Here is a 25,091-nt window from a genome sequence, read left to right on the forward strand (position 1 = left end):
CTCATCGATCGGGAACCTTCACCACTCAGTGGCCTCGTGCAACCCAGTCGGCGAGGTGCGGCGCCTCCGTGCCGATGGTGGTGTTGTCGCCGTGCCCGGTGCGCACGTCGGTGGCGGGCGGCAGCACGAGGAGGCGGTCCCGGATCGAGCGGATGATGGTGGGGAAGTCCGAGTACGACCGGCCGGTCGCTCCGGGACCGCCCGCGAACAGGGTGTCGCCCGTGAAGACGGTGTCGCGGCTGGGCACATAGAGGCAGATGGCGCCGGGCGTGTGTCCGGGGGTGTGCAACACCTGCAACTCCGTGCCGGCTACCGTGACGCGCTGGTTGTCGGTCAAATAGCCGCTGGGGACGCAGTCGGGATGAACGTGATTCCACAGCAGCCGGTCGTTTAGGTGGAGCAGGACGCGCGCACCGGTGATCTCGGCGAGGGCGGGGGCTGCATTGACGTGGTCGTTGTGCGCGTGGGTGCACACGATCGCGGTGAGCCGCCGGTCACCAACCGCCGCAGAGATGGCGTCAGCGTCGTGGGCGGCGTCGATCACGACCACCTCGTGATCGTCGCCGACCAGCCAGACGTTGTTGTCGACGTCCCAGGTACCGCCGTCCAGACTGAACGTGCCCGAGGTGACCACGCGTTCGATACGGACGCCGGGCATCAGAGCAGCACCACCGAGCGAAGGACGTCCCCTTTGTGCATGCGTGCGAAGGCGCCCTCGACCTCGTCCAGGGCGATGGTCTCGCTGACGAAGGCGTCCAGGTGCAGGCGGCCCTGGAGGTAGAGGTCGATGAGCATGGGGAAGTCACGGGAGGGCAGGCAGTCGCCGTACCAGGAGGACTTCAGCGCTCCGCCGCGGCCGAAGACGTCCAGCAGCGGCAGTTCGAGCCGCATCTCAGGGGTGGGAACGCCGACGAGAACGACGGTGCCGGCGAGGTCGCGGGCGTAGAACGCCTGCCGGTACGTCTCCGGACGGCCGACGGCATCGATCACGACATCGGTGCCGAACCCACCTGTCAAGTCACGGATCGCCTGGACCGGGTCGGCCTCGCGGGAGTTGACGGTGTGCGTGGCGCCCAGCGTCCGAGCGGTCTCCAGCTTGCGGTCGTCGAGGTCCACAGCGATGATCTTCGCCGCACCGGCCAGCCGTGCGCCGAGCACGGCGGCGGCGCCGACGCCGCCGCAGCCGATGACGGCCACCGTGTCGCCTCGGCCGACACCACCGGTGTTGACCGCCGCGCCGATGCCCGCCATCACCCCGCAACCGAGCAGCCCGGCCACGGCCGGTGAGGCAGCGGGGTCGACCTTGGTGCACTGCCCGGCGGCGACCAGCGTCTTCTCGGCGAAGGCACCGATACCGAGGGCGGGTGCCAGCTCGGTGCCGTCGGTGAGGGTCATCTTCTGCTTCGCGTTGTGGGTGTCGAAGCAGTACTGCGGCTTTCCCTTCTTGCAGGCGCGGCAGACCCCGCACACCGCGCGCCAGTTCAGCACTACGTAGTCGCCCGGCGTCAGGTCCGTGACACCCTCGCCGACCGATTCCACGACGCCTGCGGCCTCGTGGCCGAGCAGGAAGGGGAACTCGTTGCTGATGCCGCCCTCGCGGTAGTGCAGGTCGGTGTGGCAGACCCCGCAGGCCTGGATTTTCACTACCGCCTCACCGTGACCGGGGTCTGGAATGACGACGGTCGCGACGGAGACGGACTTGCCTTGGGCGAGGGCGACGACGCCCTGGACGTACTGGGACACGGTTGCTCCTGTCGTTACAGGGGTGCCGGCTCACAGTCGGCAGCGTGATGCTCCGCCGGGCGGGTTGCCGCAGCGAAGTGCACGTCGGGGTCTGCTTGATCCGGTGCAGTGCCTCGGCTGGTCCGGCCAGTGCTCGGCGTGGCCGTTTTCGCCGGGCCGGCCCCCGGCCAGGGGAACGTTGTGGTGCCGCGCAGATATGCGTGAGGGGCCCGAGCATCGCAATACAGACTGACGAGAGTCACGACGCCTCTCAAAGGGTCTGTCCCGTCAATTCTGTCTGATTCACGTTACTCAAAACGCTCGAGCGTAGCGCTGGTCGATCAGGCCAATGGGTTCCCGCAGCGTAGCCGCAATGTCAACGTCATCACCGAGTTCCCCATGTCGGCGCCGGACATCGGCTACCTCCGACACCCCGGAACGGGACACCCGGTCCCCGACCACCAGGCCGAATTGCGGATTCGCCGCCTGCTTGTACATGCGTGTGGCGAGTTGCTCTGACACCGCGAAATTCCGCTGCATCATGTCGATGCAGGCTTGACTGTTGACTGGATTTGTCGCGTAAGCCGCCGCCCGGTCCCAAGCCCTCAAGAATTGCTGAGGGGCCGAGCCCTTCTCCAGCCAGCCTGGCAGGGCAGCAAGGACGGTCGTCATATACCGGGGGAGTACGTCCGAAACCGTTCCGAGAATGGAACAGCCGTGATCAGCCGCACGCAGGTCGAACCCGGCGTGCAACATCGTGGCATCGAAGTCGCCGTCGACCACGCCCTTGAAGCGGCGGGGCGTACCGCCGAACGCCACCACGCGGTAGTCCAGCCCGCGTACCAGCCCTGCTCTCGCCAGCAGATCGTACAACAGCAGGGCGAAGCCGGAGTTGGTGTCGTCGACGGCGATGAGTGCACCGCGCAAGTCCTGGAGCGACTTCACCGTGGGGCCGGCGACCAGGCTCACGCCGCCGCTGAGTTCCACTCCGCGAATAATTCTTATGTCAAGCGAAGGGCTGTTGCCCGGACCCTGGTTGTAGCGATAGTTGAGAACATTGTCGGTAGCGGTCAGTGCGACGTCGAGTTCTCCGGTGGAAAGCTTCTCGAACTGACTCGGCGAGCTCAGCACGCGGCAGAATTCGACGTCAATGAACTCGTCTCGGTACATACCTGCGCAACGGGCCACGGTGTCGACCAGTGAATTGCTGAACGAGCCCAGGCGTATAGTGATCATCAGGCGGTCCGAAGTCAGCTCATCACTGTGACGGGATCGATGCCCACCGCGGACAATACCGCGCGTGCCGCGTTCCTCCCCGGCCATCCCGAAACCGATCCGCCGGGGTGGGCCATCGAACCGGTGTAGAACAGGCCGTCAAGCGAGCTCGCCCACTGTTGCAGCCCCGGAACCACGCCGCCGTCTGCCGTGACGAACTCGCCTCCATGGCAGGAACCGCCGATGTTGCTCGGGCTGCGCGTGGCAAGGCTCGTCGGTGTTTCGTGTCGGATTGCTGCGATGTTGTTCGAGTCCAGGCCCTGCACGTGGCGCCCGGCCAGCGTGAGAAGGTGCTGTGCGTACTGCGGCCCAAACTCCTCCCAGCTGCGCCCGCCGGCAAGCTCCGCCGGTGCAGCGGTGAGGATCTTGAAGGTTGCGCCTGTCGCCGCGCGATCGGGGTCGGCCACGGTGGACGACACGAGCAGCATCCACGGGTCGTCGAACTCGGGCTCTCCAGAGTGGCAACCTTCGACTTGGCGCAAGGTGCCTTCCGGGCCGCCGAGCCCCCCGGACGTCGAGTACACCTCGCTGCCGTCCCCGAGGCGATACGTGATGTCCTTGTGGAGCGCCGCGTGAACTGCGAACAAGCCGATTCCAGGCCGCCAGTTCTCTGCCGCCTTGACGAGGTCCGGGGGACATGCCGAGGCTTCGAACATCGCGGCCATGGTCCGCACGTGCGCTGAGGACACGACCGCCTTACGCGCCCGGACGATCCGCCCGTCATGGGTCCTCACACCGTCGGCTCGCCCGTGCGAGGCGAGTATCTCCGACACCCCGGCGTTCGTGAATATCTGGCCACCGTGGTCCAGAAGGAGCTTCGCCAGGGCGGCGGGAAGAGCCCCGGATCCACCCACGGGGGTCGCCCAGCCGTAATCAAGCCGACCCTTGAGAATGCTGATCGGCAACAGTCCGGTACCGGGCCTCTTGGGGGGCTGGAAATTCGCGAAACCCATCCAGAGGAAGAGCCGTCGGGTGACGGGGTGTTCAAACTCCTCGTGGACGACATCGTACGCACTGCGCCTGCACAGCTCTTCATACTTCAGATCGCCCGGTGCGTCGGTGAGCTCTCCGGTGTTCCATCGGCGATGGGCATAGCGCAGTTCCTTGTCCCATTCGTCGACCAAAGTGGTGAATCGCTGGGCATCCTTCGCGGAGAAGCGGGCGATCTCATCGGCCGTACGCTCGACCGATCGATGCAGGACCACGGCGTCCCCTTCATCCAGGGGGAGTACCGCGGCGGGGTCGGTATACACGTACCGCAAGCCGTAGTCGGCGATGAGCCCGAGCTCGTCGTCGCGAATCACGGGATTGTTCTGAATCACCGCGTGCGCGCTCGAACACGAGTCGTGCTGCCATCCGGGCAACGTCAGCTCTTCGGTGACGGTGTTCCCCCCGATGATGTCTTTCGCCTCCAGAACGGCGACTTCAAGTCCAGCCTTGGCGAGATACGCAGCCGTGATCAGGGAGTTATGGCCGGCACCGACGACAACTACGTCAACGGTCGGTTCATCAAACGAAGACACAGCAGGCCCCTCAGTAGATGGCTAACAGATGGTTCTTGGAGCCGCATGCTCAGTCAGTCCTCGGGGGCCAGCCTGGCACGGCGCCACGGCCCGAGGGGAAGCGAACGTTCTTGGCTCGCACAAACTCGCGCAGCGTCTCCTCGGCGTATTCTCGGCCGAAACCACTGCCTTTGACGCCGCCGAACGGTGATCCGATGAACGTGCGGCGGGTGTAGTTGTTGACGAATACCATCCCGACTGCGAGCCGGCGGGCCAGCCGTGCGGCACGACCTTCGTCTCGGGTGCAGATGGCCGCGGTCAACCCGTAGTCGGTGCCGTTGGCGATCTCTATCGCCTGGTGGTCTTCGTCAAATCGCATCAGGCACGCGACCGGACCGAAAATTTCGTCCTGGGCGACGTTCATGGCCGAGGTGACATCCCCAAGGATCCGGGGCTTGACGAAGAACCCGTGCTGGAACCTCGGGCTACTGGGTGTCCGTCCTTCCCAGAGCAGCTTTGCGCCTTGTTCCACGCCGTCTCGCGCGTAGTGTTCGACGCGCTGCTGCTGCTTGGCGTCGACCATCGGTCCGATGTCGGTCGAGGAGTCCATCGGGTCTCCGACCTCGAGCGCGTCCGCTGCGGCGATGAACTTCTCGGCGAACTCCTCGTAGCGCGTCTGGTGCACCAATAGTCGTGCGGTCGAGGTGCATGCCTCGCCCTGGTTGTAGAACATACCCTCGATGGCGACGCGGACGGCGAGGTCGACGTCGGCATCGTCGAGCACGATCAGGGCGTTCTTGCCGCCCAGCTCAAGAGTGGCGTAAGTGAGGTTCTTGGCCGCTGACTCAAGGACCTTCCTTCCCGTTGCCGTCGAACCGGTGAACGAGATCCGTTCGACAACAGGATGACCGGCGAGTTCCGCCCCGGCCGCGAGGCCGGATACGGCGTTGATGACGCCGGGAGGCAGCACCTCATTGGCGATCTCGACAAGTCGTAGCACCGTAAGGGGCGCCTGCTCGCCCGGCTTGATGACCACGGTGTTACCTGCAGCCAGCGCTGGAGCGCACTTCTTCGAGAAGTGGATGGGCGGCCAATTGAACGGGAGGATCGCCGCAGCCACGCCATAGGGCTCGTAGTAGACCCGAGCCTCGATGGGCCCCTGGTCGATGATCTCGCCGTGCAGCGTACTCGCGATGCCGGCGTAGTAGTCGAAGCTGGAGTGGCACGAGACGATGTCCACGCGCGCTGCGTCGCGTAGAGGCTTTCCCACCTCGCGCGCAGTGAGCTCGGCCAATTCGGCGGCGTTTGCCCTGATTCGTGCCGCGACCTCGCGCATCGCATCGGCGCGCTCACGTGGGGACATGACGCCCCAGATGTTGTCGTAGGTGTGGCGTGCGCTGGTCACGGCCAGGTCGACATCTGCCGACGTAGATTCCGCGACTGCCGCCAGAGGCTTACCTGTTGCCGCCTCGAGCACGTCGAATGTGGTGGCACCGGGGCGAAGCCTGAACTCACCGTCGATGAATGATCCCCACAAGGGGCGCTTCTTCAGCAGGGAGTCGACTGGCGAGCCCGTTCCACCAGTCGCATTGCCCGTACCGGTCGGCGACGAGGAGTCCGTGCGCGTCACAGGCTGCTCACTCCGACTCGTGCCGCTGTCTGACATGACGACTCCTTGCAAGTTCGCGAGGTGTTTGTGCCGACTTCGAGGTGCGCACTGGAGCCCTGAGGCACACCCTGATGTTCGAGTTTTCGATGCACCGGTCGGCGCGAGTGTGAGTCGGGCGACCCCTAGGCAGAGCGAGCAGAACCGCGTCCCTGCCTAGTCTCCGCCCAGGGTGAGCCCTGCCTCGGGGTCTATAAGAGGCTAACTGGCCAGGCCACTTTTTGCAAGACTGGACCCGCTCAGGCCTGACAGGTGGGCACGGACTTTCCTCGACCCCAACACCGCCTTGTGATGACGTTGACGTCCGACTGGCACGCTGGATTCGGTGACACTCGAGCCTTCGGGCCCACCAAGACCCATCGAAGCCTCGTGGCGGCCGCACCCGGCCGGCGGCAGGCCATCCCACCCGGGTGGACGCCGAGCTCTGGGTCGGGACCCACCGCGCCCAGTGAGCCACGTAGCCGACGGACCGCCCCTGTGGCATCGACCGTTCCACCTGCTCGCGCACCAACGGGCACCTCATGCAGTCCGCACCTCGACGATGTTGCCGCTCGGCGACCTCCGATACTGATCCGGGCATGAAGAGCGTCGAGCCACGCCCGGAGGTGACGGGAGGGCGAGGCGGCAACTTCATCATGGTGGACAATTGGCCAGGCCGCAGTGTGGCATGATGTCTAATGGGGCGGGCCATACCGCTGGCGCATCCCGGCCTCATTGGTCTACAACAAAGGAGGCGTTTGCTGGTGTCTGAAGTTCCACGTGGCGGCTACTCGCGGCGCCGACCGGATCCGGTTGAACTGAACGGGCTCCAGCCAATGTCCACCACGCGGCTCTCTGACGAGGTCGCCGAGCGTATCCGGTCGCTCATCATCACGGAGAACATCGCGGCGGGCTCCCGTCTTCCGTCGGAGCGGGATCTGGCCGAACGGGTCGGGGCCAGTCGACCCACGGTCAGTCAGGCGCTTCGATCACTGTCGTTGATGGGCCTGGTGGAGATCCGCCGTGGTTCGGGGGCCTACGTGGTCCGCCGTCCTGAGTCAATGGTGACCGCCTCGGTCACGTTGATGCTCGATCTCGACGAGCACTCCGCCGCGGACCTCATGCAGCTGCGATTCTGGCTGGAGACGTTGGGCACCACGGTGGCTGCGCAACGCACTCCGCCGCTCGGTGCGGAAGTGATCGAGGAAATGCGCGAGGCGCTCCAGCGCCTTGCGGAGGCAGCCAGGCACCCATCCCAGTGGATCGCGGCGGACACGGTGTTCCATGCGACTATCGTGCGCGCCTCGGGAAACGCGTACCTCGGCGCGGTATACGAAAGCGTCCACACCACGCTCCTGAGCTCCGAGTACAAGCAGTGGGTTCAAAACGACAAGGTGCCGAGGTGGCTGCGTGACTCCAGCCCCGAGCAGCAACTGGCGTTGCACCAACCGATTCTCGACGCGGTACTCGCGCGGGATCCGGACGCTGCGCGCGTCGCGGTCGAGACACACCACAGGGAGATGCAGAAACACCTCGCCGAGACGCTGTCCCACTCGCGCCAGCGCGACTAAGAGGCCGCGCGGATAGGTGTGGTTCGCGGTCGGATCCTTTGTCCTGCGGGCTGGGGCGTTGCATTGCCGAGTGGGCGAGGCGCATGAGGCCGACTCGTATCCGTTGTTCGCCGAGTTTCGGGATCGGGTGTGGCGCCCAGGAGGATCGCTGTGTGGCGGTGCCAGAACCGGTAGGTGTCGATCCGGTACCGGGCGCCGCGGTCTCCGAGATTCGGATCAGGGCCAGGTGTTCCAGCAGATAGTCCGCCATGTTCGGCGAAGAGCCTGCCCGCGGCGTCCAGCACGGCGGCGCGGTTACGTGCCGCGTCCGTTCGCTCCCTGGGCGGCGGTGTACGGAGGAGTTCCAACGGCACTGTAGAACCGGACTGATGTCCGATATCGTCACGGGCCACAACCGGACCGCCTGGGTTCACGGGATGTCGCCGGTAAGGTACTCGTCGGCCCAGCGGCTGAGCTCGCGCAGGGCTGGACATACGGCCTCGCCTGCCGCAGTCACGCCGTAGTTGACCCGCAGTGGTGGCTCGGGATCAACTTGGCGGACGACCAGGCCGACTGCCACCAGTTCGGTGAGCCGATCTGAGAGCATTCGCTCGCTGATTCCCGGGATGGCCCGGCGCAGCTGGGCGAAGTGCACCGGTCCCTGTGTCAGCACAGCCAGGACAAGCCCGGTCCATCGCTTGCCAAGCAGGGTGAACACGCGTGTGAGGGCGGGATCCACCCTTCTGGACGGCTCGCCCGCGCATCCCCCTTGCTGTGTCCTGCTCACCATGGCGTCGGGCGTCCTTTTCTTGCCTCGTTGAAGCCTTTGCGCCGTCGCCCACCGAAGGCAGGGAGCGGGCGCGTCGTCCTGACCGACCCGCTTGCGGTCACCGCGGCGGTCCGTTGCACCCCGTGGTCAACGACACCGGTCGGGGCAGGCTCGATCCTTAAGCGTTGTGCCGGCTCCGGACCGCCTTCGCGACTGTCTGACCGCACAGAGCGTTGCGTTCCTTCGACCTGGCGGACGCCATTGCTCCCGGAATCGGGGGCAGTGCCACGACGCCGAATGCGCGACGGTCAATACGGGCGTGTGCGATGAAGCCCAGGCGACGCCCCCCGCTGAAGGGGTAGACGTCTTCGCGCAGGAAGTCGCCGATGAGCGTCACGGGGAGGGTGGTGCCGGCGATGGTGAGGTCGCCCTCCATGGAGCAGTGACAGGCCGCGCAGTGGACCGTATGGCCGCGGAACTCCATGACGGGATGCCGTTCGGAGTCCAGGAATTCCGGCGAGCGCAGGTGTTGATCGCGCCGGGGGCCCGGTGTCGAGCGATGCCGTGGCGATGTGGACCTCGGCGCTGGAGTTCTCGACCGGGTCAGCGATGTGGACGGTGCCCGCGGCGTCGGTGAAGCGGCTGCGGACCCGGACGAACTCCAGGTGCCGTGCCGGGCGACGAATCCGATGGTGGAGTGCAGCGGATCGATGTACCAGGTGCCGGTGGGGGGTCTGGTCGGTGGTGACGGGTGCGGGGGAGGTGGTCATGGGTGTGCTCCTTGGGCCGTCGGCGACGGGCTGATGCGGACGTGGGGTGCGACCTTCTCGGCGAAGAGGTCCGCCTGGGCTTCGCTGTCTGCGTTGACGGGCCAGAAGAGGAAGGAGTCGAAGCCCAGTTCCTCGCGGTAGCGGTTCAGGGTCTCCACCCAGAACTCCGGCGGGCCGACAAGCTGTCGGCCCTCGAACACCGGACTGCCGCTGCCGGTGATGGTTCCCATGACGTTGTAGATCCGCTGGACAGACTTGGGATCACGGCCTGCCGCAGTGGCGGCCTCGTCGATCACGTGCTGGAGCTCGGCAATTCTGTCCGGTGGGGCGTAGCTGTTGGTAGGCAGCCAGCCGTCGCCCAGCCGACCGGTGATCCTGAGCATGCGAGGCCCGTAGGAGCCCACCATGATCGGCACTGGCCGCGCGGGGAAGGGCCCGGGATGTGCGCCGTGGACGCGGTGGTACTTCCCGTCGAAATGCACGGCGTGCTGCGACGGGGCGTTCATGGCCTTCATCACCTGCATGGCTTCCTCGAAGGCGTCGGTGGCCTGGGCGGGGCTGTACTGGGGCCCGCCGTAGGCTGAGATTGCCGAGGGTGAGGCTCCTGCGCCCACGCCGAGAACGAATCGCCCAGGCGCCACAGTGCTGAGCGTCGAGGCGGCCTTGATCAACTGTGCGGGGGGCCGCAGCAGGGTGTTGGCGACGTTGGTCATGAAGGTCACGCGTTGCGTGGCCGTTGCCAGCGAGGTGATGAGCGTCCAGGTGTCGAGGAACTCCGGGTGATAGACGTGGTCCTGCACCCCGATGAAGTCCAGCCCGGCCTCGTCCGCCAGGCGTGCCAGCCGTCGTGCCGATGCAAGGCCGGCGGCAGAGGGGTCGATGTTGAGTCCGACGGAACCGGTGGCGATTGCCATGATCTTTTCCCTGATGATTGCGGGCAGGGCTCACCCTGATGTGCCCGGCGTTGGCACGGATCTTGGTGATGCTGTTTTCTGCCGTCGACCGTCTGTCACAGCCGGAGTGTCGGTCCGGTGCCGTACACATCCGCTTCGACGGCATCCGGTGCGGCTTCACCAGGTCTGTCCCGCGGCCCGGTTAGGGGCGCCCCGCTCGGCGGCTGGGCCAGGAGAGTGTTGCTGATCTGCCGCAGCTGGCCGACTTGCTCCGCAGAGAGAGGGGCCAGGAACCGCTCCTGTGCGAATCGGGTGTGCCGCAGAGCTGCCCTGTGGAAAGCGGTGAGACCGCCATCGGTGAGTTCAGCCAGGTGAAAGCGCCCGTCCCGGGGGTTGTCCAGGCGGCGCACCCAGGACAACTCCTCGAGCCTGTTCATGATGTGCGACAGCCTGCTCGAGGACACGGCCATGTCCCGGGCCAGGGCGCCCAAGTTCATCCGGTGCCCGGGTGCCTCCTCGAGCCGGCTCAGGACCTCGAAGTGGATTTTCGTCATGCCCGTTTCGCGGCGCAGTTCCTGGCCTATTGCGTTCGAGAGCAGGCGTGCGGCGGTGAGAAAGGCACGAAACGTCTGTTGTTCGTGACCCTCCAGTTCCAGAGGCGAGCTGGGTGGTGTGGTCATGGCGTCTCCTGGCGTGGGTGTGCTGCTGCGGCGAGAACACGGGTCATCGCCTGGTGTGGGCGGGGACGTGGAGGCCAGGGTGTCTGCCCTGTCCGCACCAGGCCGAGGTTGGAACAGCTGGACGGCCTCTCGTGGCGCAGACGCGGAAGCCTCTCGAACCGCGGGTCATCACCGGGCTTGCCGATGTTGATCACGAGGAACGACTTGAGCCGTCCGTCGGGCAAGAATGCGCGCTCCGCTCCTGATGGCGAAGCCGCCCAGGGGCGCCTGTGGCCAGTCCGGCGGCCCGGACGGACAGCATGAAGTGGGCGCCTTGGAGCGACGCGTTGAAGCGGGCCTACTCCTGGTGGTGGACCGGGCCGGCCTCGAGTGCTTCCTTCCTTCATCTCCGGCCGGACCGGCAGCAGCCGGAGCACGTGTTCGGTGTACTGGGTGGCGTATGCCGGCACGGCGATCATCAGCGCGGGTGCGCTCTTGGGCCGGCTATCCGCGGCCAGGCGCGCGATCAGATGCGGTCGGCGGGGTGCGCAGGTGGAGCACCCGCATGGGAGTGACGCCGGCCGCGGTCGGAGCCACGTGGACAGCTCCCGGACGGCCCGCAGCTGTCCATGGGAGACCGGCTCGCCAGCGAAGGTGTTCGCCGTACGGGCAGCGGTGAACAGCAGCTCCCGGGCGACGGGTCCGAGGGGGAGATGCTCCTCGAAGAGGTCGGGAGGGTGGGGCGAGTCGATCGAGGGCATGAAGGTGTTCCCTGTCGTTTCAGTCCGGTTGGTTCCTGCGTGGTCCGGGTGGTGGGACTGGTCCGTTGCCGGGAGACGGAGTCTTCAGGCCCGGCGGGCCGCTGATCCGGCCGGCTGCCGGAAGATCGGGTCAGGCGTGACGTGGGGCGGGGTGGACGACGTGCTTGATTTCCTGGAACTCCTCCAGGGCGCGGATGCCGTTGAGGCGGCCGACCCCGCTCTGCTTGAAGCCGCCCTCCTCCATCTGGTCGACGATGACGGCCCATGTGTTGGCCCAGATCGTGCCGGCCTCCAGTTCCCGGCCGACGCGCAGCGGGCGGTCGACGTCGCGGGTCCAGATGCTCGCCGCGAGGCCGAACTCGGTGGCGTTGGCGCGGGCGATCGCATCGGTCTCGTCATCGAAGACCTCGAAGGTGGCGACCGGCCCGAAGACCTCTTCCTGGACGATCGGCCGCGACACGTCATCGACCTCCACCAGGCTCGGGCGGATGAACGCTCCAGCGGCAAGTGGCCCTTCGGTGACACGGCCGCCCCGAACCAGGATCTTGGCGTAGGCGGCGGCGGCGGCCACGACCTGGTCCACCCGCTCGGCGCTGGCCTGGTCGATGAGGGGACCCATGTCGCTGGCGGGGTCGTCAGCCGGGCCCAGCCGCACTGCCTCCAGGGCGGCGGACAGGCGTGTGCGCAGTTCGTCGGCCACTCCGCGCTGCACCAGCACCCTGCTGCCGGTCATGCAGAACTGACCGGTGAAGGTGGTGATGGCCTTGACCAGGACGGGAACGGCGGCATCGAGGTCGGCATCGTCGAAGACGATCATCGGAGTCTTGCCGCCGAGCTCGAGCGACATGCCCTTCAGGTGCTGGGAGGCGTCGGCCATGATGCTGCGCCCGACCCGGGTGCTGCCGGTGTAGCTGATGACGTCCACGCCGGGGTCCGCGACGATCAGCCGGGCACCCGCGCTGCCGGACCCGGTGAAGGCGTTGAACACGCCCTTGGGCAGCGACGCGGTCGCGTCGACGATTTCGTACAGCAGGTTGTTCGTCAGTGCGGTCTGCCCCGGCAGTTTCAGCACGACGGTGCAGCCGGCTGCCAGTGCGGGGGCGAAGGACCGGACAGAAAGGATCACGGGGGAGTTCCACGGTGCGATCACCCCGGCGACGCCGGCAGCCTGGCGCAGTGTCATGGAGTAGAGGCCGGGTTTGACCTCGGCCGCGCGCCCGGATTCGGTCAGGGCGAGCGCTCCGTAGTAGCGGATCTTGGAGATGGTGAGGTCCACCTCGAGAGCCGCCTCGGGGAGGATCTTCCCGTTCTCCTTCGACAACAGGCCGACGAGCTCGTCGCGCCGGTCCGCCATACGGTCGGCCATCTCGAACAGAGCCTGCGCGCGCAGATCACGGTTACGAGACCAGTCTCCCGTCTCGAAGGCGCGCCGGGCGGCGTCGATGGCCGCTCGCGCCTCGTCGGCGCCGCCGTCGGCGAAGGTACCCAGCTCCTTGCCGGTGGCAGGGTCGAGCGAGGAGGAGGTAGTGGCGGAATCGGTCCATCGTCCGCCGATGTAGTTGCGGACATGAACCGAGCCGGAGGGGGAGAGGGACATGGAACGCATCTCCTGATGAGTGGTGAACGGCGTGGCCTTGGCTGCGTGACCGGTGAAGCGCGACGGGTGCGGCCCGCGGCGGAACCGCACACCCCCAGTGACGCACCATTCGCGGTGATCGAACACGCCAGATAGAGGCAAACTACCTGTTCAGAGGCTGAGTGATCCATAAGTAGTTCGCTGTGCAACGAATGATACATGGCTGGGTGCTCGTGGATGAGGGTCGGATTTCCACGGCAAACGCGGCCGCTCGGGAGTGCTTGACCGTGCGGGAGGGGTGTGCATACCATTCGTTGCGCAACGAACTATCTGCTTTTGGGGCAGGCGCAGAACAGCGGCCGTCCCGCTCACCCGGATGTTCGTCCTCGCTTCCAGCCGCCCTCAGAGGCGCCGATGGATCGACTCGCGCGACGACGCGGCAAGCGGCAGCGCAGTGCATGTTTCCGGTTTGGAGAATCACCATGGCGGACCAGGAGAGTTCACTCCCACCGCATACCTCAGACAGTCCCCGCGACACCACGGCGGTCACCGCCGCGGTCGTCCGCGAGAAGGGGCAGCCCTTCCGGCTCGAAGAGCTCACCCTCGACACCCGATTGCGGCCGGACGAGGTGCTCGTGAAGGTCGCGGCGGCCGGCGTCTGTCAGACGGACGTGCATGTACGCAACCAGGACCTTCCCGTGCCGCTCCCCGTCGTGCTCGGCCACGAGGGCTCCGGGATCGTCGAGGCGGTCGGCAGCGCCGTGACCGCCGTCGCCCCCGGCGATCACGTGGTCATGTCCTACCAGGCGTGCGGGCACTGCCGCCCCTGTCTGCGCGGCCATTACGCCTACTGCGAGCATGCCTTCCCCGCGAACTTCGGCGGCTCCCGGTTGGACGGCACCAACGCGCTGCACGGCGGTGCCGACTGCGATGACGAGGAGATCCACGGGCACTTCTTCGGTCAGTCCTCCTTCGCCACCCATGCTCTGGCCACCGAGCGCAACGTGGTCAAGGTGGACACGGACGTCCCGCTGGAGCTGCTCGGCCCGCTCGGATGCGGGCTCCAGACCGGAGCCGGAGCCGTGCTGAACTCGCTGGAAGTCCCCGCGGGGTCGTCCGTGGTGGTCATCGGCACCGGGACCGTCGGTCTCGCCGCCGTCATGGCGTCCGCTGTCGTCGGCGCCAACCCGATCATCGCCGTCGACGTCGTTCCCGAACGGCTCGCGCTCGCCGCCGAGTTCGGTGCCACCCACACCATCAACGCCAAGGAGGAGGACACTGCCGCCCGGATCGCCGAGATCACCGGCAACGGCGCGGACTATGTCCTGGAGATCACCGCGCGGCCGGAGATGCTCACCCTCGCCGTCGACGCCCTCGCCCCGCTGGGCACCGCCGCCCTCATCGGCGGCGCGCCCGCCGGCGCCCAGGCCCCCGTGAACATGAACGCCCTGCTGGGCGGCCGTACCGTCCGGGGGGTCGCCCAGGGCGACTCCATTCCGCAGCTGTTCATCCCCCAGCTGATCGACCTGTACAAGGCCGGACGGTTCCCGTTCGACCGGCTCGTCGCCTTCTACGACTTCGGCGACATCAACCAGGCCGTCACAGACACGCAGACGGGGGCTGTGATCAAGCCCGTTCTGCGCATCGGCGAATAGCGACACGACCGCGTACTCGCCGCAGGAGCGGCAGCGCATCACCTCGCGCCGCACTCCTGGCCCTCACCTCATGCCGACACCCACGGAATCGAACCGAACGAAAAGGTAAGCAACAATGAATGACCACAGCACGCCCGGCACCCCCACCGACCGGCACCAGCTGGGCGCGGCTGGTATGCCGCTCAACACCTTGGCCGACTACCGGCCCGTACCCGCCGACGCCTACGGCACGCTGTTCCTTCCCGACCGGCTCGCCAAGGGATACCACGTCGAGGAGATCCACGACGGCGCCTACTACGTAACGTCCGGCGCCTACGACTGCATGTTCGTCGCCACCGGCAACGGGGTCGTCGTGGTGGACGCCCCGCCGCTTTTGGGTGAGAACCTGCGCCGGGCCATCGCGGAGGTCACCGACGAGCCGGTCACCCACCTCATTTACAGCCACTGGCACTCCGACCACATCGGCGCGGCCGGCATCTTCGCCGGTGACAACATCAAGGTCATCTCCCACGACTACACCCGGGAGATGATCCAGCGCTGGCCGGACCTGGGCGGCGAGCGGGGTCTGCCCGTGCCCACGGACACCATCACCACCAGCGAGACCCTTGACGTCAACGGGGTCCGGTTCCACCTGGACTACCACGGTGTCAACCACACACCCGGCAACATCTTCATCTACGCCCCGCAGCAGAAGGCGCTCGCGGCGATCGACATCATCAGCCCCGGATGGAGCGCCTTCAAGCACTGCGACGCCTCGGAGAACATCCGCGGCTGGGCCGAGGCCCACGACTGGATCCTCCAGTACGACTTCAAGGCCGTCGTCTCGGGCCACGTCAACCGCTATGGCACCCGTGAGGACGCCCTGGCCTCCCGCGACTACACCAACGACATCATCACCTTCGCGAAGGAGGCCCTGGACAACGGCCAGGAACTCGAGTACATCGAGCGCATCGGCCTCAGCAACGCCTGGGTCCTGTGGGAGAACTACTTCAACGAGATGACCAACTACGTCACCAAGAAGACGCTCGAGAAGGTCACCGACAACGGCCAGACCTGGGCCCAGCGCCTGGCGGGCGCGGATGTCATGACCAAGTACCACGCCTACTCGATCCTCGAGGCACTGCGGCTGGAGTACGGCATGGTGACCGGCTTCGAGAAGCTGATCATTCCGCAGTCCTGAGCCCGGCTTGGGCTGCTGCCAAGGGCCGGCGCCGACCCGCCCGCGCATCCTTGGTTGCTCCTGGGGCAGATGCGCAGACACACTGTCCCGGGGGCGGCCTGATATAATTCATTTCGCAACGAACTAGTGGAGGGTCATGCAGAGGAACAGCGACGTGCTTGTGGCTACGGCAACACTCACGTCGAAGACAACCGCAAATACCTCGCGCCCCTTCAGCGCGACCGAGCGAGCGGTCTGGCTTGGTTTCCTCGCCACGCACCTGCAACTCCTGCGTCGACTCGACCATGAGCTCATGGAAGCCGAACGCATGCCGACGTCCTCGTTCGAGGTCCTGTTGACCATCGCAGAGGCGCCGGAGGGGCGGATGCGGATGAAGGACATCGCTGCGCACCTGCTGATCAGCCGCAGCGGTCTCACGCGCATCGTGGACGAGCTCCAGCGCCAGGGCCTCGTCGAACGGCAGAAGTGCCCCGACGACGCTCGGGGTCTCGATGCGGTACTGACCCCAGCCGGACGCAAGGCATATCGCCGGGCACTCAAGGTCCACCGGAGCAGCCTTCGGCAGGAGTTCTTCGGCAAGCTCAGCGAAGAACAGCTGACCCAGCTCAGCGAGATCTGGGACACGGTTGGACTCGCTAAGACCGTCGGCAACTGTTGAGATTGCGCGCTGTCGTGGAGGATGACAGTCCAGAGGCGGACTGCGGCGACGAAATGCGGCCGCGATACGGGGGCGGCTTCGTGTGCCGCCCAACGGATCGATGAACACGGGGAGTGGAGTAGCCCGTCACGATCGCAGCGGAGCTGCACGGGCAGATGTGCACTTGACCCTGCGCGCCCTGCCGGCATGTGCACTCCTTCCCAGTAGAGGGTTGGGCTGGAATGCGACGCTAGCGCCGGCCCAGTCGGAACAGTGATGTGGCGTCGTTCGTCCGGTGGGGATCTGCGGGCATCTACAAACCGGCGGCATGAGCGAGGGCAGCGGCCTCGGCCCGTGAGGCGGCGCCCATCTTCCGGAACAAGTTCCGGGTATGGAATTTGACCGTGTTCTCGCTGATCCCGAGAGACTTCGCGATACTGCGATTGCGCTGCCCGGCGGCGATGTGCTTGAGCACTTCCAGTTCCCGTTCGGCCAGTCCCCACTTGACCATCTCGTCCAGCGTCGGTGCAGGCGGGTCAAGCGGCAGGGTCACCTGCAGTTCGGAACCCCAGCCCGGAGTCACCTGCACGGTCAGCAGGCCGTTGAGGGCATGAATGCGCGACCGGAGCTGCATGACGGTCAGCGATTCAGCGGTCAATGCCCCGGGGCCGTCGTCGCGGATATTCATCAGCAGGTTGCTGCCGTCGCAGTTCCACTGGGTCCGGACGCGCCGCACACCAGGCTGCTCAGCCATCCCGAGTACCGCTGCCCTCACCACAGCGCGAGCGGCGTGAGCGACCTCGCCGGGTAGCGCCCGCCCATCGGCAGGGGGCTCAACCAACTGCACCTCGACGTCACCGAACCGCATCAGCGGGCTCAGATCATCCCGCAGCCGCGCGAAGGCTTTACCGACCGGTTCCTCGGCCAGTGAGCGATCGAGGTCGCTGGCAGTGCGTAGCCGGACCATGGCCGCTGCCGCCAGATCGGTGGCTGTCCGGCGGGCCCGGGCGTCGTCCAGATCCCGGGAGCGCAGTACTGCCAAGACGGTTTCCAGCGTGGTCGCGTGTGCATCGGTCATTTCAGCGGTCACCCGCGCTCGCTCGGCTGACGCCGCACGGGACTCGCGCAGGTAGCTGGGCGGTGCTGCGGCGACCTGCTGCTGAATGCGCATGGCCACCATCTGCCACATTGCGTCGACGACAGACATGTGCCCGGCGTGGTCTTCGTCGAGCTGCGGGTCGGTCAGCGCCAGGAGCGCCCCGGTCGTTGCCATCCAAGCAATCACCGGACGCTCCGCGCCGCCGAGGCGGTGACTACCTCGCCACACGCCGGTCAGCGGCAGCCGCGCGCGCAGCTGCTCCAGTTCGCCGATCGTCACACGGCTGATGATTGACTCGTCGCCCGCCTTCTTCTGCGGTCGGCCAGTGCACTCCTTGGTGAAGATGACGAGTGCGCTGTGCGGGATGTACACGTCCAGCGCTCCCGAGAAGCGCTCGGCGATCTCCCATAGGGGTGCCTCGAGCACGTGCGCGAGCGTGTCCAACACGGTCACTGTCTCCAGCGGCCTACCGATTGGTGTAGGTGAAACTATGCCAACCACCGGCTGCTCCTGGCCGTTCGGGTAGGGATGCTAGATGCCATGGTACAAGTTGACGTGGCTGACGGGCTGGCGCTGGTGATCGCGGAGAATTCCCGCCTCGCCCAGCACTTGAACCGCAAGCAGTTCCAGGGGATCCCGGAGTTGATCCGCAGTGCCCCTGCCGTATTCGTGATAGGGGCTGGCCGCTCCGGCCTGGCACTGAAGATGGCCGCCATGCGACTTATGCACCTGGGCATCACGGTGCACGTGGTGGGAGAAGTCACCACGCCAGCCATCAAGTCCGGTGACCTGCTGATAGCAGCGTCGGGATCCGGCACAACCCCTGGTGTCGTCCGAGCAATCGAAAAGAGCCGAGAGGTCGGGGCGAACGTCCTACTGCTGACCACGGCACCGGACTCCGCCGCCGCGAAACTCGCCACCCACGTGATCACGGTGCCAGCGGCACAGAAGCAGGACACCGGCTCGACACGGTCCGAGCAATACGCCGGCAGCCTCTTTGAGCAGGCTGTCCTACTGATCACGGACGGCCTGTTCTCCGTGCTGTGGCGCAGCGACGGATCGAGCGCGTCGCGACTGTGGGACCGCCACGCCAACCTCGAATGACTCAGATAAGCAAGGCGGCCCCTGTACCACTCCAGCGAAACGAAAGTCGAAACTCATGAAACTACAGGTCGCAATGGATGTACTCACCGTCGAGGACGCGCTCTCGCTGGCCCGGCAGGTGAGTCCGTACGTGGACATCCTCGAGTTGGGCACTCCGCTGATCAAGAGCGAAGGGCTCCGCGCCATCAGCGCGGTCAAGGCTCAGTATCCGGACAAGACGGTCTTTGCAGATCTCAAGACCGCCGACGCCGGGGAACTGGAAGCCGACATGGCCTTCAAGGCGGGCGCAGATCTGGTGACCGTGCTCGGCACTGCCGGCAACTCCACCATCGCAGGCGCCGTCAAGGCCGCCAGAGCGCACAACAAGGGAGTCGTTGTCGACCTCATCGGAGTTCCGGACAAGGCGGCAAGGGCGCGCGAAGTGCGAGAACTCGGTGTCGAGTTCGTCGAGATGCACGCAGGCCTCGACGAGCAGGCAGAGGAGGGCTTCACCTTTAAGACGCTTCTGGACCAGGGCGCGGAGGCACGCGTGCCGTTCTCCGTGGCCGGCGGAGTGAAGGCCGACTCCATTAAAGCCGTGCAGCGCGCGGGCGCAGTGGTCGCGGTCGCGGGAAGCTCCATCTACAGCGCGGACGACCCAGCCGCCGCGGCCAAGGCCCTCAGGGCTGCGATCGGCGACTGAGCAACAACCCCTGCCGCTGCTTACTTTTCCCGCGTGGGAGCCCGTCTCCGTCACCCGGCGGCGGGCTCCCACGCGGCGTTGCCCGGAGCCTGAAGTCCGCAACGCACTGGGTTTCCGTGCTGCCGAGGGAGCCCACGCCCCTTGCCGAGCGGGGCATCGTGATCAGCGTCCCCGTGAGGGCGGTGTCAGGGCAGGCTATTGCCGCACCAACATGCCCGGGTCGCTTGTGGTGTGTCGGCGTCGGCATGCCGTTGCTTTGATCCTCAAGGAATCTCAGCATTCCCGATCTTTCGACCGGGAAGGTCCTTAGCGGTGTCACCACAGTCCGGGTTGGACGGTGGTGTCCTGATGAAGGTCTCTCGTTTCCTTCCGCTGGTGCGGGATTGCGCTACCTGCCCGCTCACTCGCAGCTTTGCGGCTGCGGGTGATGGTGCGGGTCTTCTGGTCGGCTCCACGAGGTTTCGGCGCTTGCGCGCCCAGGTCTCCGCCCACTGCGGTACCTGTCACTGCGTCGGTCGCGAGGGCGGCGAGGTTGCGCGCGGCGTTCTCGTCCCGGTCCAGGAGGAGCGGGCATTCGTCGCATGCGAAGGTCCGGACGTGCAGCGGCAGTTTGGCTTTCACCGCGCCGCAGCCCGAGCAGGTTTTGGAGGAGGGATACCAGCGGTTGGCGACCACGGTGTGGCATCCGTTGCGCCGGCCCTTGTAGGTGAGCTGACGGCGGATCTCCCCGAACCCGGCATCAGCGATCTTGCGGGCAAGCCGCCGGTTCTTGAGCATCCCGGCAACGTTGAGGTCTTCCACCACGACGGTGCCGTACTCGCAGCGGATGGTGGTGGTGAGCTTGTGCAGGGCATCAGCGCGGAGGTTCGCGACCCTATGATGAACCTTGTTGCGCTGCTCGTTGGCCTTGAGCCACCGCTTGGACGGCTTCTGACCTGCCCGGCGGTCCGGGCCGCGTCTGCGTGACACGCGACGGGAGAGTCGCTTGAGGGCCCCCAGCGCGGTGTCGTAGTGCGCCGGGTTGGGGACATACCTGACCTCGCCAAGACAGTCCGCCATCACTGCCAGCACCTTCACTCCCAAGTCCACGCCGACGGCCACGTCCGGGCGGGCGACGCGGGTGATCTCCCGCTTGACCTCGACCTGGAAGGAGACGAACCACCGGCCCCGCTCGTGCCGCACGGTCGCCGACAGGAGGCGGGCCGTGCCGTTCGCGACTCGGCGCTCGAGCTTGCGGGTGGACTCATGGGTGCGGATCGTGCCCAGCCGAGGCAGGGTGACATGCCTTCGGTCCGCCTCGAGGCGGATGGTGCCGGTGGTGAACCTGCACGATAAACGCGCCTTGTGCTTGGATTTGCGGCGGGGCATTCCCACCGGCTTGCCTCTGCGCCGGCCGCGCTTGGACTTGCTGTAGCTGTCGAACGCGGCCGCCGCGTTTGCGAGGCCGGTGTTGTAAGCCTCCTCGGAGTTCTCCTCCCACCAGGCGGCGAAGCGCGGGTCGGTGCGCTTGGTCTCGTTGAACGCCTTCCGCAGCGCAGGCAGCGACCATGGCCGCCACGGTGTCAACTGATCGTCCAGGACGCCGTACGTTCCTTCCGCCTTGCGTTGCCACCACGACGCCGTCACCCAGGTGACCGCCCAGTTGTACGCGGCACGCGCCGCACCACAATGCGACCGCAGAAGCCGTTCGCCCTTGATGTTCGGGTCCAGAGCGAACCGGTACGCCTGCACCACGAAACCCGGCTGGGCCCTGAACTGCTTCACTCGGCGGCCTCACCGGTCGCGATGGCGACCGCACGGGCGGCCCGACTCTTCCCCGCACGCTGCCCGTACAGACGGGCGCACATCGACGTCAGAACCTCGGTGATGTCCCCCACAAGATCGCTGGTGGTCTCCCCGGACTCGAGGATCACCAGGCGACGCCCGGACGCCGACAGTACGGCTTCCAGATGCTCGACACCGAACCGTGCGAGACGGTCGCGGTGCTCCACCACGATCGTGGTGGCCTTCGGGTCGGACAGCACACGACTGAGCTTCCGCCGACGGCCGTTCAGCCCGGAGGCGACCTCGGTCACCACCTCGGCAACCGGAAGCCCGATCTTCGTCGCACCCTGCACAACACGGGAAACCTGCCGGTCAAGATCTGCCTTCTGGTCCGCCGACGACACACGGCAGTACGCCACGACCCTGCCCGAAGACTCCGCAGCGGGCTCGGCAACAAGCCACGTACCAGACGGCGTCTGAACGACCGGGACCGGCATACGGCCCTCTTTCGCCCACGTCCACGCAGTCTGGTAGTGCACACCATTGCGCGCCGCCCACTCGGAAAGCTTCACACGATCACGATACACCTGTAGAGAGACTGATATTGGCTGATGGATAGCGCGACAGTTGTCAGCCCCTCCGCGCCGCTTGGGGCAGGTTCGGTATCGCCGCTGACACCGCCCGTGCAGGCAGGGTGGCCTTTGTCAGGCGGCCACGCGCCCGGGCTGCTCAGTGTCCTGTGCGAAGTCGCTTCGGAGTACGTCCTGTTCGACGGCATCCTGGCGCAGTGAGACCGGGTGGTGACAGCCGGACGAGCGTGTCACTGTTGCGTGGCCCGGCGCGTCAACAGTCGTGTATGAAGCCAGAGACCGGCGACGCTGACCAGGGCCCAGGCGCCCAGTATCGCCACGGCGCTGGCCACTCCGTCCCGGTGGAAGAAGGCAAGTCCGTTGACGGCGCGCACCCCAACGCCGACGGGCAGGGCGGAGGAGAACGGGCGGAGCCCGTCGGGAAGGAAGTAGGCCGGAAGGCTGCCGCCGCTCGTGGCGTTGCCAAGCGTCATGAACAGCACTGCGGCGGTGCTGGAGCCGAGGATCCCGAGCGTGCGGACGAGCAGCATGGTGGCGGCTCCGATGGCGAGCGCGACCAGCGCCACCAGACCAGCGACGCCGAAGAAGGGCGCCGGCAGTACGTCGAAGGCGCGGACGATGGCCGCCACGATCACTCCGCCGCCGACTGCGAAGGCGGCGAGACTGTACAGCCGTTGGGTCAGTGCGATGCCGGGCGCCAACTGGTAGGTCATGATCCCGAACAGGTAGCCGGAGAGCACCAGGCCGAACGTCGTATAGAACACGACAAGCCCGCGGGTGTCCCGGGGAGATGCGGGGACCGCATCGAGGGTCTTGAGCATTGTCCCGTCTGCGGCGGCAGCCTGCGTGAAGGCATGGGTGACGACGCTGGTGGCCGATGGGCCGTGTGCTCCGGCATAGAGCAGCATCGGGCCGTCGGCCGCGTGTGGTTCGTAGGCGGCGAAGATCTCCCCGTGTTCGACGGCGGTACGCGCCGTCTTCACGTCCGGGAACGTCCTGACACGGAAAGCACGGGGAGCCTGGTCGGCAAGCCGTGACTCGACACGCTGCGCGTCGGCGGCTGTGCCGACTACGGCGACGGGCACATCGCGGGGCACCGGTGCGTGGAAGACGGCGAGGTACACGGCAATGAAGATCGCTCCGATTGTCACGACGATGGCTACGGGTATGAAGGTCGCCCTGCATCCGCTCAGCCCCGTCGCAACGGGCCTGGGCGGAGTCTGGCGTCCGGTGGCAGATGCGCGGGGGGTCTCGATGCCGTGGGGATGAGCAGGTGACGGGGACATACCTTGTCCTTGCTGGTGGCCAGGCAGGCTTGGAAGCGCGCAGGTCGCTCGCCGGCGTTGAGAAGACACGAATAGCCCCGCCGCCGGGAGGGGGAGTCTGCGGCGGCGGGGCAGCAACGCAATATGATTCGTTGTGCAACGAATCATATTCGTGAGCCGGTGATGCGGTCAAGCCAGCTTTGCAGGGGTGTCAGCGGCCGGTTGCCTGACGGGCCGCTGCGAGCGCGGTGGCGATCTGCGCGACGTCGGCGACGGTCATCTCGATACGCTCGTAGACCTCGGGATTGAGGATCGTGGTGCCGTCGAAGTCGCCCGCGTTCAGGTAGATGCCGGCCGGAGCGGTCCACGCCTGGAGAAACGCGAACAGTGGCCGCAGCGCATGCTCCACGACCAGAGCATGCCGCTCGCTGCCCCCGGTGGCTGCCAGGATCACCGGCTTCGCGGCCAGCGCGTAGGGTGCGACGAAATCGAAGAAGTGCTTGAACAGCCCGCTGTAGGAGCCCTGGAACACCGGGCTGGCCGCGATGACCAGGTCCGCCGATTCCACGGCGCGCAGCGCTGCCACCGCTTTGGGCCCCAGCTGTTCACGCTCAGCGGCACCTGCAAGATCCGAACCGAGCGTATGGAGCTCGATGAGCTGTGACTCCGTCTCCGTCTGCGCCGCGAGGGTCGTCAATATCAGCTCTGCCAGAGCCGTCGTCTTCGACGGGGAGCGCAACGTGCCCACGACCGCGACCACGCGCAGAGGCCCGCTCATGCTCTTGCCTCCGTCGTGGCGTCCTCGAGAGAGGCGATTTCCTTTCGGACGACCGGTGCCACCTCGCTGCCCAGGAGGTCGATCGCCTTCAGCATCTCTTTCTGCGGGACGTCGCCGTACCCCAGCTGGATCATCATGCGGTCGTGCCGGAACAGCTGGTACTGCGCCATGATCGTGTCGATTACCTCCTGCGTGCTGCCGAGGAAGAACGCGCCCGCAGCGCTCGACTGGGCTTCGTAAGCCGCGCGCGGCATCGGTACACCGCGTCCGCGCTGATGGTGGTTCGCCATCCAGCCCGCCTGGAAGTACGGGTGTGAGACCTCGATCGCCTCGCGGTGGGACGCCGCGATGAAACCGGGCGAATTGATGGAGACCTTCATCCGTGCCGGATCGTGCCCGGACTCTTCGGCCGTCTGCCGGTAGAGGTCAACGAACGGGCGGAAGTGCACATAGCTGCCGCCGATGATGGCCAGCGAGAGGGGCAGGCCCTGCCTGGCGGCGCGTACGACCGAGGCGGCGGTGCCGCCCACCGCGACCCATACCGGCAGTTCGCGATCCGGCTGTGGGGTGATGTCGCCCTGGTTGAGCGGCGGCCGCATCGTCCCGTGCCAGGTGACCGGGTTCTCCTCACGAAGACGCAGCAGCAGATCGAGCTTCTCGGCGAAGAGGTCCGCATAGTCGTGCAGGTCGTACCCGAACAGCGGGAACGACTCGGTGTACGAGCCGCGCCCTGCGATGATCTCGGCCCGGCCGCCTGAGATCAGATCGAGCGTGGCGAACTGCTGAAAGACGCGCACCGGATCGTCGGAGCTCAGCACCGTCACGGCGCTGGACAGCTTGATGTCGCGGGTGTTCTCCGCCATGGCCGCCAGGACGACGGCGGGCGTGGAAACCGCGAAGTCGGTGCGGTGGTGCTCACCGACCGCGAACACGTCCAGGCCCGCGTCGTCAGCGGCGCGGGCCTGTTCGATCAGTTCACGCAACCGCACCCCGGGTTTGGGTGGGATGCCGGTTGTGGGGTTCGGCGTCAGCTCGCCGAAGTGGTAGATGCCGAGTTCGAAGGCCATGGCAGGCACCTTCCGTAGCAGATCGTGGTCCGGGGCGGGGTCATGCCCCGTGGTGCGCTAACCGCTGCGCCTGCGATTTTATTCGTTGCGCAACGAACGATCGAGGGGGCTCCGTTTCCGCGCTGCCCCTCCTTGAGTCAGGGCAGGC

General features: G+C 66.5%; 22 protein-coding genes and 1 pseudogene. 6 read left to right on the forward strand and 17 right to left on the reverse strand.

The annotated features are described in order from the left end of the window. Positions 1–25: 25 nt before the first annotated feature. The 5 genes from AB0M62_RS32635 to AB0M62_RS32655 all read right to left on the reverse strand — a co-directional run bounded on the left by AB0M62_RS32635 (position 26) and on the right by AB0M62_RS32655 (position 6,165). Entirely contained in the window at positions 26–658 is a 633-nt protein-coding gene (locus AB0M62_RS32635; RefSeq protein WP_366077959.1) for an MBL fold metallo-hydrolase, read from the reverse strand. Further along, entirely contained in the window at positions 658–1,743 is a 1,086-nt protein-coding gene (locus tag AB0M62_RS32640) for an S-(hydroxymethyl)mycothiol dehydrogenase (RefSeq protein WP_366077960.1), read from the reverse strand. Before AB0M62_RS32640 ends, AB0M62_RS32635 begins: the two co-directional genes overlap by 1 nt. 291 nt (positions 1,744–2,034) lie before the next feature. Further along, positions 2,035–2,958: an ABC transporter substrate-binding protein gene (locus AB0M62_RS32645; protein WP_366077961.1), complete on the reverse strand. Its 924-nt coding sequence runs from the start codon at positions 2,956–2,958 to the stop codon at positions 2,035–2,037. 14 nt (positions 2,959–2,972) lie between these two features. Continuing rightward, a complete protein-coding gene (locus tag AB0M62_RS32650; RefSeq protein WP_366077962.1) occupies positions 2,973–4,520 on the reverse strand; it encodes an NAD(P)/FAD-dependent oxidoreductase in 1,548 nt (515 codons plus the stop codon). A gap of 49 nt (positions 4,521–4,569) precedes the next feature. Then, positions 4,570–6,165: an aldehyde dehydrogenase family protein gene (locus AB0M62_RS32655; protein ID WP_366077963.1), complete on the reverse strand. Its 1,596-nt coding sequence runs from the start codon at positions 6,163–6,165 to the stop codon at positions 4,570–4,572. A gap of 743 nt (positions 6,166–6,908) precedes the next feature. On the opposite strand from AB0M62_RS32655, the gene AB0M62_RS32660 reads away from it, so the two are divergent. Next, positions 6,909–7,715 (forward strand): FadR/GntR family transcriptional regulator, encoded by an 807-nt coding sequence (locus AB0M62_RS32660; RefSeq protein WP_366077987.1) that lies wholly within the window; start codon positions 6,909–6,911, stop codon positions 7,713–7,715. Positions 7,716–8,124: 409 nt separating this feature from the next. Here the strand turns inward: AB0M62_RS32660 and AB0M62_RS32665 are convergent, their stop codons facing one another. From AB0M62_RS32665 to AB0M62_RS32690, 6 genes and pseudogenes are all read right to left on the reverse strand, one after another. After that, positions 8,125–8,484, reverse strand: coding sequence for a helix-turn-helix domain-containing protein (locus AB0M62_RS32665; RefSeq protein WP_366077964.1), 360 nt, complete (start codon positions 8,482–8,484; stop codon positions 8,125–8,127). Between the two features lie 157 nt (positions 8,485–8,641). Beyond that, positions 8,642–8,947, reverse strand: a complete 306-nt coding sequence (locus tag AB0M62_RS32670; protein WP_366077988.1) for a YceI family protein — start codon at positions 8,945–8,947, stop codon at positions 8,642–8,644. A gap of 109 nt (positions 8,948–9,056) precedes the next feature. Continuing rightward, a pseudogene (locus AB0M62_RS32675) lies at positions 9,057–9,233 on the reverse strand (hypothetical protein); the annotation flags it as partial. Continuing rightward, on the reverse strand, positions 9,230–10,147 hold the full coding sequence (locus tag AB0M62_RS32680) for an LLM class flavin-dependent oxidoreductase (protein ID WP_366077965.1): 918 nt from the start codon (positions 10,145–10,147) through the stop codon (positions 9,230–9,232). The pseudogene AB0M62_RS32675 and the gene AB0M62_RS32680, both read right to left, overlap by 4 nt. Positions 10,148–10,242: 95 nt before the next feature. Continuing rightward, positions 10,243–10,806 (reverse strand): MarR family transcriptional regulator, encoded by a 564-nt coding sequence (locus AB0M62_RS32685; RefSeq protein WP_366077966.1) that lies wholly within the window; start codon positions 10,804–10,806, stop codon positions 10,243–10,245. Between the two features lie 870 nt (positions 10,807–11,676). Next, positions 11,677–13,143 (reverse strand): aldehyde dehydrogenase family protein, encoded by a 1,467-nt coding sequence (locus AB0M62_RS32690; RefSeq protein ID WP_366077967.1) that lies wholly within the window; start codon positions 13,141–13,143, stop codon positions 11,677–11,679. 461 nt (positions 13,144–13,604) lie between these two features. Here AB0M62_RS32690 and AB0M62_RS32695 point away from each other — a divergent pair, with 461 nt between their 5' ends. From AB0M62_RS32695 to AB0M62_RS32705, 3 genes are all read left to right on the forward strand, one after another. Continuing rightward, positions 13,605–14,777, forward strand: a complete 1,173-nt coding sequence (locus AB0M62_RS32695; RefSeq protein ID WP_366077968.1) for an NAD(P)-dependent alcohol dehydrogenase — start codon at positions 13,605–13,607, stop codon at positions 14,775–14,777. Between the two features lie 115 nt (positions 14,778–14,892). Then, on the forward strand, positions 14,893–15,957 hold the full coding sequence (locus AB0M62_RS32700) for an MBL fold metallo-hydrolase (RefSeq protein WP_366077969.1): 1,065 nt from the start codon (positions 14,893–14,895) through the stop codon (positions 15,955–15,957). 292 nt (positions 15,958–16,249) lie between these two features. Further along, the gene (locus AB0M62_RS32705; RefSeq protein ID WP_366077970.1) at positions 16,250–16,615 is read left to right on the forward strand and encodes a MarR family transcriptional regulator; all 366 of its coding nucleotides are present in this window, start codon (positions 16,250–16,252) and stop codon (positions 16,613–16,615) included. Between the two features lie 292 nt (positions 16,616–16,907). Here AB0M62_RS32705 and AB0M62_RS32710 read toward each other — a convergent pair whose 3' ends face one another. Beyond that, complete coding sequence (locus AB0M62_RS32710; protein WP_366077971.1) at positions 16,908–18,137, reverse strand: LuxR family transcriptional regulator; 1,230 nt, start codon at positions 18,135–18,137, stop codon at positions 16,908–16,910. Between the two features lie 111 nt (positions 18,138–18,248). Here AB0M62_RS32710 and hxlB point away from each other — a divergent pair, with 111 nt between their 5' ends. Together hxlB and hxlA are read left to right on the forward strand one after the other, a co-directional pair. Beyond that, positions 18,249–18,797, forward strand: coding sequence for a 6-phospho-3-hexuloisomerase (gene hxlB, locus AB0M62_RS32715; protein WP_366077972.1), 549 nt, complete (start codon positions 18,249–18,251; stop codon positions 18,795–18,797). A gap of 55 nt (positions 18,798–18,852) precedes the next feature. Continuing rightward, positions 18,853–19,479: a 3-hexulose-6-phosphate synthase gene (gene hxlA, locus AB0M62_RS32720; RefSeq protein WP_366077973.1), complete on the forward strand. Its 627-nt coding sequence runs from the start codon at positions 18,853–18,855 to the stop codon at positions 19,477–19,479. A 315-nt stretch (positions 19,480–19,794) separates the two neighbouring features. On the opposite strand, the gene tnpB is transcribed toward hxlA, so the two are convergent. From tnpB to AB0M62_RS32745, 5 genes are all read right to left on the reverse strand, one after another. Beyond that, positions 19,795–21,243, reverse strand: a complete 1,449-nt coding sequence (gene tnpB / locus AB0M62_RS32725; protein ID WP_366077974.1) for an IS607 family element RNA-guided endonuclease TnpB — start codon at positions 21,241–21,243, stop codon at positions 19,795–19,797. Further along, positions 21,240–21,815, reverse strand: coding sequence for an IS607 family transposase (locus AB0M62_RS32730; protein ID WP_366077975.1), 576 nt, complete (start codon positions 21,813–21,815; stop codon positions 21,240–21,242). Before AB0M62_RS32730 ends, tnpB begins: the two co-directional genes overlap by 4 nt. Positions 21,816–22,063: 248 nt before the next feature. Further along, the gene (locus AB0M62_RS32735; RefSeq protein ID WP_366077977.1) at positions 22,064–22,984 is read right to left on the reverse strand and encodes an ABC transporter permease; all 921 of its coding nucleotides are present in this window, start codon (positions 22,982–22,984) and stop codon (positions 22,064–22,066) included. A gap of 325 nt (positions 22,985–23,309) precedes the next feature. Then, positions 23,310–23,876, reverse strand: a complete 567-nt coding sequence (locus tag AB0M62_RS32740; RefSeq protein ID WP_366077978.1) for an NAD(P)H-dependent oxidoreductase — start codon at positions 23,874–23,876, stop codon at positions 23,310–23,312. Further along, positions 23,873–24,943, reverse strand: coding sequence for an LLM class flavin-dependent oxidoreductase (locus AB0M62_RS32745; RefSeq protein ID WP_366077979.1), 1,071 nt, complete (start codon positions 24,941–24,943; stop codon positions 23,873–23,875). Before AB0M62_RS32745 ends, AB0M62_RS32740 begins: the two co-directional genes overlap by 4 nt. Between the last annotated feature and the right edge of the window lie 148 nt (positions 24,944–25,091).

This window comes from Streptomyces sp. NPDC051219, assembly GCF_040682335.1.
GTDB lineage: Bacteria > Actinomycetota > Actinomycetes > Streptomycetales > Streptomycetaceae > Streptomyces.